The sequence below is a fragment of the Alterinioella nitratireducens genome (assembly GCF_013155465.1).
GTDB lineage: Bacteria > Pseudomonadota > Alphaproteobacteria > Rhodobacterales > Rhodobacteraceae > Alterinioella > Alterinioella nitratireducens.
Genome location: NZ_JABJVX010000020.1, coordinates 25130 through 34916, shown reverse-complemented (window position 1 = coordinate 34916; position 9787 = coordinate 25130). Strand labels below are relative to the sequence as shown.

The 9787-nt window shown below is 63.6% G+C and carries 8 protein-coding genes; 5 read left to right on the top strand and 3 right to left on the bottom strand.

Going from position 1 to position 9787, the window contains the following annotated elements; translation table 11 throughout:
* Window positions 1–102 precede the first annotated feature (102 nt).
* From HNS34_RS18830 to HNS34_RS18815, 4 genes are all read left to right on the top strand, one after another.
* Window positions 103–624, top strand: a complete 522-nt coding sequence (locus HNS34_RS18830) for a hypothetical protein (RefSeq protein WP_172321646.1) — start codon at window positions 103–105, stop codon at window positions 622–624.
* Between the two features lie 320 nt (window positions 625–944).
* Window positions 945–1376, top strand: a complete 432-nt coding sequence (locus HNS34_RS18825) for a DUF2852 domain-containing protein (protein WP_172321645.1) — start codon at window positions 945–947, stop codon at window positions 1374–1376.
* Between the two features lie 97 nt (window positions 1377–1473).
* The gene (locus tag HNS34_RS18820) at window positions 1474–1908 is read left to right on the top strand and encodes an RDD family protein (RefSeq protein ID WP_235952806.1); all 435 of its coding nucleotides are present in this window, start codon (window positions 1474–1476) and stop codon (window positions 1906–1908) included.
* A gap of 96 nt (window positions 1909–2004) precedes the next feature.
* A complete protein-coding gene (locus HNS34_RS18815; protein ID WP_172321643.1) occupies window positions 2005–2829 on the top strand; it encodes an arginyltransferase in 825 nt (274 codons plus the stop codon).
* A gap of 118 nt (window positions 2830–2947) precedes the next feature.
* On the opposite strand, the gene HNS34_RS18810 is transcribed toward HNS34_RS18815, so the two are convergent.
* The 3 genes from HNS34_RS18810 to HNS34_RS18800 form a co-directional block, all read right to left on the bottom strand.
* Window positions 2948–5305 (bottom strand): TRAP transporter large permease, encoded by a 2358-nt coding sequence (locus tag HNS34_RS18810; protein WP_172321642.1) that lies wholly within the window; start codon window positions 5303–5305, stop codon window positions 2948–2950.
* Between the two features lie 9 nt (window positions 5306–5314).
* Window positions 5315–6223 carry a TRAP transporter small permease subunit gene (locus HNS34_RS18805; protein ID WP_172321641.1) on the bottom strand — a complete coding sequence of 303 codons (909 nt, stop codon included), beginning with the start codon at window positions 6221–6223 and terminating at the stop codon, window positions 5315–5317.
* 99 nt (window positions 6224–6322) lie between these two features.
* Window positions 6323–7408 (bottom strand): TRAP transporter substrate-binding protein, encoded by a 1086-nt coding sequence (locus HNS34_RS18800; protein ID WP_172321640.1) that lies wholly within the window; start codon window positions 7406–7408, stop codon window positions 6323–6325.
* Between the two features lie 630 nt (window positions 7409–8038).
* Between HNS34_RS18800 and HNS34_RS18795 the strand changes: the two genes are divergently transcribed.
* Window positions 8039–9781 carry an acetolactate synthase 3 large subunit gene (locus HNS34_RS18795; RefSeq protein WP_407925882.1) on the top strand — a complete coding sequence of 581 codons (1743 nt, stop codon included), beginning with the start codon at window positions 8039–8041 and terminating at the stop codon, window positions 9779–9781.
* Window positions 9782–9787 lie beyond the last annotated feature (6 nt).

Below are 9787 nucleotides of genomic sequence, written 5' to 3'. Positions count from 1 at the left end.
GTTTCAGTCCCATAGTCAGTCTCCTTTGTTGCAGTAAATGCTATCAAAGGAGCGGCATCAAACCGTGACAGGTCCAGACAGTGAGGTTTACCGGCTAGAGGCATGGCAGTACATCGAAGAAGCTGCCATGCGGGAGCGGGCATCCTGAGCTGGGAAGCCTTCTCTGCTGCAATTTTCGGCACGGTGTTCGGTCCAGTTGTCACGAGGCTTCTTAGCACGTGGTTTGGCCGATCCTTGCGGAAGGAGCAGGACCGAGACGACCAGCTTGATCAGTTGTGTGGCATTCTCGAGCTCTTGTTGGATGATTGCGTCGCGTTCTGGGGTGTTCCGGCACAAGAGATGGGACACGACCGCGCACAACTCATGGCAACCATAAGCGCGCGCCTTCATGCAATAAATGGCCTTCAGAACCAGCTATTCTTTGGTCACAACACCTCTCTGAAAGCCGCGCAAAAAGAGTGGCGAGACCTCCATCGCGCGGCAACCGGCGCGAACTTTGATGAGGAAGACAGGCCCGCCGATCCGGCACGATTGACTGCCATTCTTCAGGTCGGTTGGACCCTGAAGCGTGTTCTCAAGTCGCGACGCCAAGCACTGCCGCGCGGATGGTTCAGCGGCGGCTAGTTGACACTTTGGTGTTCAGCGCGCCATTAACCGACAGTTAAATGGCTAGATCAATCGCTTCCATTTAACGAGAGTTGCACCGAATCCCGAAACTTCGCTGCTGCAAGTATCCCTGTCATTCCCTGAAAAACTTGGTGTCCCGCTACACGCATGGTTCCAGCCTGACGCCGATGTCGGGGATTGCAAGCCATCGGAGTCCGCGTCGAAAATGTAAACCCTCTTCACATTTTTTCACCCGACCCCTTGTTAAGCCGATTAACATGCCCCATCTTCAGTCATGTGAAAGGCATTCACATCGCAAATCGAGGGAGATTTTGAAAATGACCGCCACAACCACCGACCCATCTGCCCAGGGCTACCTCACACGGGCCGAGGCCTGGCTGGACGACAAGGGCAAAGGGGCCTGGATCGCCGCCATGGTGCTTGGGTTCATCTTGTTCTGGCCCGTGGGGCTGGCCCTTCTCTTCTACATGATCTGGAGCAAAAACATGTTCAAATCCGGGTGTTCCCGCCGCAGCAAATCGCATGGCCAAAGCTTCCGCAGCTCCGGCAACACCGCGTTCGACGCCTACAAGGCCGACACACTGCGCCGCCTGGAGGAAGAACAGACCGCCTTCCAGGACTTCCTGGAGCGCCTGCGCGACGCCAAGGACAAGGCCGAGTTCGACCAGTTCATGGAAGACCGCGATCGGCGTGCCCGCCGCGACCGTGCCCGTGACGCGGCCGAAGACGCCGACACCATCGAGGCCTGATCCCCCCTCCTCCCCCAGGCCTTGGCCGGTGCAAGCCCCCCTCTTGCACCGGCAAACCCAATTGCAATCAGAGGCATCCCCCCCCATGTATGCGCCCATGAGTTCCGCCCTGCCCGATCCCGACCGCCAATCCGTCTTCTATGACGGCATTCCGCCCAAGCGCCTGATGGCCTGGGTGGTCGATGTCGTCCTGATCCTCGTCATGATGCTGATCATCGGCGTCCTGACCCTGACCGTGGCCTTCTGGCTCTGGCCGCTCTTCTGGGTCGCCACCAGCTTCGTCTACCGCGCGATCACCATCGGCTCGGCCTCGGCCACCCTGGGGATGCGGCTGATGAACATCGAGCTTCGCAACGCCACCGGCGCGCGCCTGACGGGGACCGAGGCGATGCTGCATACAGGCGCCTACCTGCTTTGCGCCAGCTTCTTCCTGCCGCAGGCGCTGTCGGTGGCGATGATCGCGCTCGGCGAGCGTCACCAGTCGCTGCCGGACCTCTTCCTGGGTACCGCCGCGATCAACCGCCCCGGCTGATCCCCGCGAACCGGGGCAACCCCTTGATAAATGGGTTGCCCGTGCCCGAATCCTGTTGCAGGCTCATTTCCGGACAGGACGACCAGACGAGTTTCAATGCGCCACACGCTGCCCCTTGCGCCGCAATTCTATGTGACGGCTCCGCAAAGCTGCCCTTATCTCGAGGGTCGGCGCGAGCGGAAGCTGTTTACCGCGCTGCAGGGCGATCATGCCTCGACGCTGAACGACTCGCTGTCGAAACAGGGCTTCCGCCGGTCGCAGAACGTGCTTTACCGGCCGTCCTGCTCGGATTGCAACGCCTGCCTCTCGGCGCGTATCCGGGTCGCCGATTTCGCGCCGTCGAAAAGCCAGCGCCGCACGCTCAAGCGCAACGCGTCCCTCACCCGCGAGGCGCGCTCCCCCTGGGCGACCGAGGAACAATACGCCCTCTTCCGCGACTATCTCGACAGCCGCCACGCCGATGGCGGCATGGCCGATATGGACGTGTTCGAGTTCGCCGCGATGATCGAGGAAACCCCGGTGCGCAGCCGGGTCGTCGAGTATCGCGACGGTGACGATGCGGGCCGCCTGGCCGCGGTCTGCCTGACCGATGTGCTCGATGACGGGCTCTCGATGGTCTATTCCTTCTTCCGCCCCGATGCCGGACGGCGGTCGCTCGGCTCTCACGTCATCCTCGATCATGTCGAGATCGCGCGCGAGGCGGGGCTGCCTTACGTCTATCTCGGCTATTGGGTGCCGGGCAGTTCCAAGATGGGTTACAAGGCGGGCTATGCCGCGCTCGAGGTCTATCTGGGCGGCGCCTGGCAACCGCTCAAGGATCCCGACGCCTTCGAGTCCGAGACGCATCCCCTGTCGGTCGAACCCATCGCCGAACAGGTCGCGCGCCTGTCCCTTCCCGACACCCGCGCCACCGACGACTGATCCCCCAACCCCGCGCGACCGGGCCGCTTTCCCGTAATGCTTTGAGACACGCGCCGGAAAGCAGCGCGGGCCCCCGCTTTGGGGGCCCGCTCAATTTGATACCAGTCCCTGGTCCGCGTCAGTTGTTCGGCAACAGGTCCGGCACGATGGTCACGATGCCGGGGAAGGCCCAGAGGATCGCCAGCCCCAGGACCTGGATCAGCACGAAGGGAAGCACCCCGCGATAGATATGGCCGGTGGTGACACTCGCCGGGGCCACGCCGCGCAGGTAGAACAGCGCGAAGCCGAAGGGCGGCGTCAGGAAGCTGGTCTGCAGGTTCACCGCGATCATGATCGTGACCCATTTCGGATCCATCTCGCCGCCATAGATCACCGGGCCGACAATCGGGATCACGATATAGATGATCTCGAGGAAATCGAGCACGAAGCCCAGGACGAAGAGGATCAGCATCACCAAGAGGAACACCGCCCATTCCTGGTCGAAGCTGCGCAGGAAGTCCTGGATATATTCCTCGCCGCCGAACGAGATCACCACCAGGTTCAGCAATTGCGAGCCGATCAGGATGGTGAACACCATCGAGGTCACCTTGGCGGTCTCGCGCACCACCGGGCTCAGGACATTGGTGCGGAACAGCACCCAACAGCCGTAGAGCAGCCCGAAAAACGCGACGTGATAGGCCGCCAGCGTGATGACATAGGCCACCCAATCGGCAAAGCTGATGCCCTCGCGCTGGATGCGCAGGTCGAAATTGATCCCGAAGAGGATCATCACCACGATGGCCAGCGACGCGATCAAGATGACCTTGCCGGACCGGTGTTCCTCCTGCAGTTTGCGATAGGCCGCCAGCATGATCGCCCCGCCCGCGCCAAGCGCGGCCGCCGGCGTCGGGTTGGTGATGCCGCCCAGGATCGAGCCCAGGACCGCCACGATCAGGACCAGCGGTGGAAAGACCACGCGCAGAAGCTCGTTCGTGGCCAGCCGCTGGAAGGCGACCACCACGCCCACCAAGGTCAGCGCGAAGGGGATCGTGAGGATCAGGAAGCTCGCCCCCGGTCCGGTCTCGGGTCCGATCAGCATCGCATCGACCACGAAGGCCAGCGCCACGCCCGCGCCGCCCACCATCAGCGGCAGCGGATCGCCGGTGGGCATCACGCCGCGCGCGGTGGTCAGGACCAGCGCCAGCAGCAGGAACACCACAGCCACGCCCGAGCCGATCGGCGCGATCTGGCCCAAGGCGGCCAGGCGCGCGGTCTCAAGCTCCTCGGTGTTGCGTTCGCGGCTTTCCTCGCCGCCGCCCGAGGCGTCGATATCGTCCTGCTGCGCGACCGAGGCATCCCAGGCTTCCTGGCCGTGCAGGTCGATCATCGCCGCGCGGCAGGTGTCGGAAACATTGGTGCGCAGATCGGCGCTTTCGCCCGATTGCGAATAGGCCGAGACGGTGAAGCTCTGCGTACCGATCAGCCCCGCCTGCCCCGCCAGCACGACGCCCATGATCAGCGCCAGGGGCACGCCCAGATACCAGGTCAGCGCCTCGCCCCTGGTCACGACCTCGCCGGTCGCGGCATCGGTATGAACCGGCGGTGCCTTGGACGGGTTGAAGAGCGCGAAGCCGAACGCATAGGCGCCATAGAGGAAGGCCAGGAAGATCCCCGGCAACAGCGCCGCCTGGAACAGCGTACCGACCGACAGCACCGCAGGCTCGCCCAGATAGGTCAGCGCGTCGCCGCAGCCGACCAGCTGCGCCCGCGCCTCCTGCCCCGCCGCATAGAGGTCGCCCGCCAGCGTGCCCAGAAGGACGATGACGATCGAGGGCGGGATGATCTGGCCCAGTGTGCCGGAAGCCGCGATCACGCCGGTGGCAAGTTCGGGGCTGTAATTGTTGCGCAGCATGGTGGGCAGCGCCAGCAGGCCCATGGTTACCACGGTCGCGCCGACGATCCCGGTCGAGGCCGCCAGGAACGCGCCCACGATGACGATGGAGACCGCGAGGCCGCCTGGCAGCGGGCCGAAAAGCCGCGCCATGGTGGTCAGAAGGTCATTGGCGATCTTCGAGCGTTCCAGCGTGATGCCCATCATCACGAACATCAGCACCGCCAGCAGCGTCTCGATGGACTGGCCCGCGATCACGCGCTCATCCATGCGGTTGACGATGAAGCTGAGGTTGCGGTTCAGCGCTTGTTCCCAGCCTTGCGGGAACAGCGCCTCCTCGTATCTGGGTAACTCCGGGTATCGGAAGACGGAGATCGAGTCCCGGTTGATCCCGTCGGCCAGCAGCGCGCCGTATTCTGCCGACCGGTCGTCGATGGCATAATGGATCAGCAGGCCGGAATTATCCAGCGCGGCGATGATCCCGAACGAGATCGCGCCCGCGCCCGCGATGGCGAAGGCGACCGGAAAGCCGGTCATGATGGCCCCGAAGAGGCACAGGAAGACGATCAGCAGGGCGATTGCGACGCCGTCGAGTCCAAAGATCATGTGGTGGTCCTACCCTGCATGTGCATGTGTGTCGGGCGCGTCATCGTCGTGATGCGATTCAAGCACGTCGAGATCCAGGTTCTTGTCCGACGCTTCCGGCCCTTCGCGGTATTCCAGGAACGAGCGGTAGAAGAACCCGATGGCCTGCAGGATCATCAGGGCCGCGAAGGTGACCAGCAGGATCTTGTAGATGAAATAGCCGTTGAAGCCCGAGGGGCTGGCGGCGAAGGTCTGGATGTCCCAGCGGAAGGCCACGGCGCGCGCCATCATCCGCTCCAGCGCGTCGGTGGTCGAGACCGGCGGCGTGATCATGTGCCGCCACAGGTAGAACCAGCCGTAGAACCAGATCAGGAACAGCGCCGGCAGCATGAAGAAGACGGTGCCGATCATGTCGGCAATGCGCTTTCTGCCATGGCTCCAGCCGGCATAGAAGAGGTCGACGCGGACATGGCCCTTCTGCACGAAGGTATAGCTGCAACACAGCGTCACCACGAGGGCGTTGTAAAGCTTGAGCCCGTCGCCATACCAGCCAAGCGGCAGCGTCACGCCGACCCCGAACGGGGCGATGCCGATATCGGAGACGCGGAAAATCGTCTGCAGGAAGATGATGGCGATCTGTTGCAGCACCATGATCAGCCCGGCCCAGGCCGCCGCGCGCCCGATCCAGTTCGAGATGCCCTCGATCCCGCGCACCACGCCCCAGAGGAAGCTGTGCCGGAAGACACCGATCACGAAGACGGTGACGGCCACCGTCAGCACGAAGGCCAGCAACTCGGACGAGCCGCCGTAATAGATGAAGCGGAAGACGTTCTCGGCCTCCGCGAAGTTCAACACCTGGCCGATATTCAGGACGGTCCAGAAGAACCCGGAGATACCGCCCCAAATGCTGCCCAGAATGGCACCCAGAAATTCCATCATCCGAAGATTGCCCCTTCCCCCTGCGGGTTCGATCCGCAAACGCCGCGCCACCTGTCACGGGTGGCGCGGCGTCCTGTTCTCATGCCCCGAAGGGCCGGGTTACATGCCCAGAACGCGGTTACGCTGTGCAGTGTAAGCCGAGTCGGAGCGCTGCATCCAGCCCGAAGCCTCCTGCATCGAGGCCTGCATCGAGTCGTGGATCGACGCGAAGAGCGCGTCGTCGCGGAAGCCTTCCAGCACGTCCTGGCTGGCCTGGCCGAACGCATCCCAGACATCGTCCGAGAACGCGCGCACTTCGGTGCCGCCCGCGATCAGGCGTTGCAGCGCGGGGCCGTTATTGGCGATGAACAGCGAATAGTTGTGCTGATGCGCTTCCGCCGCGGCCACCTCGATGGCGCGCTGGTGGGGGGCCGACAGACCGTTGAAACGGTCGAGGTTCACGCCGACGCTCAGCGCGGCACCGGGCTCGTGGAAGCCTGCCGGGTAGTAGTAGTCGCAGACCTCCTGCAGGCCCAGACGCTCATCCGACCAGGGACCGATCCACTCGGTCCCGTCCAGCGCGCCGGAAGACAGCGCCTGGTAGATCTCGCCGCCCGCAAGCACCTGCACCGACGCGCCAAGCGCGGCCAGCGCCTGGCCACCGAGGCCCGGCATGCGGAAGCGGAGGCCCTGGAGGTCTTCCGCCGATTCGATCGGGTTGCGGAACCAGCCGCCGCCCTGCGCCGCGGTCTGCCCCGCCACGAAGGATTTGACACCGAAGATGTCGCCCAGCTCGTGGTGCTTGGCCAGCCCGTCGCCGCCATAATACCAGGTCATGAACTCGGGCGCCGTCATGCCGAAGGGCACGGCGGTGAAGAACGCCCAGGCCGGGTGCTGGCCGACGAAATAATAGTCCGCGCCGTGATACATGTCGGCCTGGCCGGACACGACCGGGTCGAAGACCTGGGTGCCGAGGCCGGTCTGGCCGGAATCGCGCGCGTCGATTGTCAGGGTGCCGTCGGTGATGTCGGCCACGTTATTGGCGAAGCGCTCGACCGAATCCCAGACACCGGCCAGTCCGCGCGGCCAGGTGGTGAACATGGTCAGTTGCTCGCGCCCCTGCGCATAGGCGGGTGCCGCGAGCGTGGTGCCGGCAGCCGCCGCGCCGCCGAGTGCGGATGTTCTCAAGAAAGAACGACGATCCATCAGATTTCCTCCCGTGGGTCCACGACCGTGACGGTCGCGGTTATTTTGATTTTAAGTGAGCGCAGGTTAGCGCAGCACTGAATCCGCACAATCCCCTAATCGGTCCTGAAATGCAATAAATTGTAAAATGATCTTACCAATTCGTCGCAGTTCCGGGCAGAAACACCTTACTCACGCACGACTTGCTGAAGAATTAGGCGATCTGTCGCAAGAATGCACAGCAGCCTCGTCGCAGGCCACAGCGCCACGGATTCGCGCACGTCCCGCAGCCCCCAAAAAGCCGCAAGCCCGCCGATTCCGACCGATCCTGACTCGTGCCCCGCCAATTCCGACCGAATATTTCAAAACGCCTGCCCGCTGCGACATTTTATTCAGACTTTTCGCCCACCCCCCGCGCTTTGCCGGTTGACGACCCTGATATCGGCTCATACTGTCCCCGCACTCGCAGTGAAGGAGCCTCCGGAATGCCGTGCATTCTCGTACTTGTAGGACAGACGCGCATGGGTCGGTAACGGCAACCATTCCGGTCCCCCATGCGCCCCCGTCTGACCGCCGGGGGCTTTTTTATGCGACCCACCCATCACGGGCCCCCTGCCCGACCGCCTTGAAGGAGCATGAGCGATGACTGAGATGACCGGCGCCAGGATGGTGATCGAAGCCCTGAAGGAACAGGGCGTCGATACTGTATTCGGCTATCCCGGCGGCGCCGTGCTTCCGATCTATGACGAGATTTTCCAGCAAAACGAGATCCGCCACATCCTGGTGCGCCACGAACAGGGCGCGGTCCATGCCGCCGAGGGCTATGCGCGCGCCACCGGCAAGCCGGGCGTCGTCCTCGTCACCTCGGGCCCCGGCGCCACCAACGCGGTCACCGGCATCACCGATGCGCTGATGGATTCGATCCCCATCGTCGTGCTGACCGGCCAGGTGCCCACCTTCATGATCGGCTCGGACGCGTTCCAGGAGGCCGACACCGTCGGCATCACCCGGCCCTGCACCAAGATGAACTGGCTGGTGAAGGAGACCGACGCGCTGGCCGCGACCATTCACGAGGCGTTCCACATCTGCACCGCGGGCCGCCCCGGCCCGGTCCTGGTCGACATCCCCAAGGACGTGCAATTCGCCACCGGCGAATACACCCGCAAGCCCAAGACCAGCCCCAGCCATTACCACCCGCGCGTCAAGGGCGATATCGAGATGATCACCGCCCTGGTCGAGGCCATCGAGACCGCCGAGCGCCCCGTCTTCTATACCGGCGGCGGCGTGATCAACTCGGGCCCTGCCGCCAGCCAGCTGCTGCGCGAACTGGTCGATGCGACTGGTTTTCCGGTCACCTCGACCCTGATGGGCCTGGGCGCCTATGCCGCGCGCGACAAGAACTGGCTCGGCATGTTGGGGATGCACGGGCTCTACGAGGCCAACCTGGCGATGCATGATTGCGACCTGATGATCAATGTCGGCGCCCGCTTCGACGACCGCATCACCGGACGCATCGCCGATTTCAGCCCCGGCAGCCGCAAGGCCCATATCGACATCGACCCCTCCTCGATCAACAAGGTGATCCACGCCGACTTCCCGATCGTGGGCGATGTCGCCCATGTGCTGGAGGATGTGCTGCGGCTGTGGAAATCGCGCGGCCGCAAGACCAATGCGGGGGCCGTGCAGCGCTGGTGGGGACAGATCGAGGACTGGCGCAAGGTCCGCTGCCTCGACTACACCAATTCCGAGACCACGATCAAACCGCAATACGCGCTGGAACGGCTCGAGGCGCTGACCAGGGACCATGACCGCTATATCTGCACCGAAGTGGGCCAGCACCAGATGTGGGCGGCGCAGTATCTGGGCTTCAACGATCCCAACCGCTGGATGACGAGCGGAGGATTGGGGACGATGGGCTACGGCTTCCCGGCCTCCATCGGCGTGCAGATCGCGCACCCGGATGCGCTGGTCATCAATGTCGCCGGTGAGGCATCGTGGCTGATGAACATGCAGGAGATGGGCACGGCGGCGCAATACCGGCTGCCGGTCAAGCAGTTCATCTTGAACAACGAACGGCTCGGCATGGTGCGCCAATGGCAGGAATTGCTGCACGGCGAGCGCTACTCGCATAGCTGGTCCGAAAGCCTGCCCGATTTCGTCAAGCTGGCCGAGGCGTTCGGGGCCAAAGGCATCTTGTGCAAGGATCCCGCCGATCTGGATGACGCGATCATGGAGATGCTGGCCTATGACGGCCCAGTGATCTTCGACTGCCTGGTCGAAAAGCACGAAAACTGCTTCCCGATGATCCCGTCCGGCAAGGCCCATAACGAGATGCTCCTGGGCGAGGCCGAAACGCAGGGCGTGATCGGCGCGGCAGGCGGCGTGCTGGTGTGATCTGGC

Bases quoted from the DNA above. Each gene is read 5' to 3' on its own strand.
- HNS34_RS18830 (WP_172321646.1), top strand. From the start codon at position 103: ATGGCAGTACATCGAAGAAGCTGCCATGCGGGAGCGGGCATCCTGAGC.
- HNS34_RS18825 (WP_172321645.1), top strand. From the start codon at position 945: ATGACCGCCACAACCACCGACCCATCTGCCCAGGGCTACCTCACACGG.
- HNS34_RS18820 (WP_235952806.1), top strand. From the start codon at position 1,474: ATGAGTTCCGCCCTGCCCGATCCCGACCGCCAATCCGTCTTCTATGAC.
- HNS34_RS18815 (WP_172321643.1), top strand. From the start codon at position 2,005: ATGCGCCACACGCTGCCCCTTGCGCCGCAATTCTATGTGACGGCTCCG.
- HNS34_RS18810 (WP_172321642.1), bottom strand. From the start codon at position 5,305: ATGATCTTTGGACTCGACGGCGTCGCAATCGCCCTGCTGATCGTCTTC.
- HNS34_RS18805 (WP_172321641.1), bottom strand. From the start codon at position 6,223: ATGATGGAATTTCTGGGTGCCATTCTGGGCAGCATTTGGGGCGGTATC.
- HNS34_RS18800 (WP_172321640.1), bottom strand. From the start codon at position 7,408: ATGGATCGTCGTTCTTTCTTGAGAACATCCGCACTCGGCGGCGCGGCG.
- HNS34_RS18795 (WP_407925882.1), top strand. From the start codon at position 8,039: ATGACCGGCGCCAGGATGGTGATCGAAGCCCTGAAGGAACAGGGCGTC.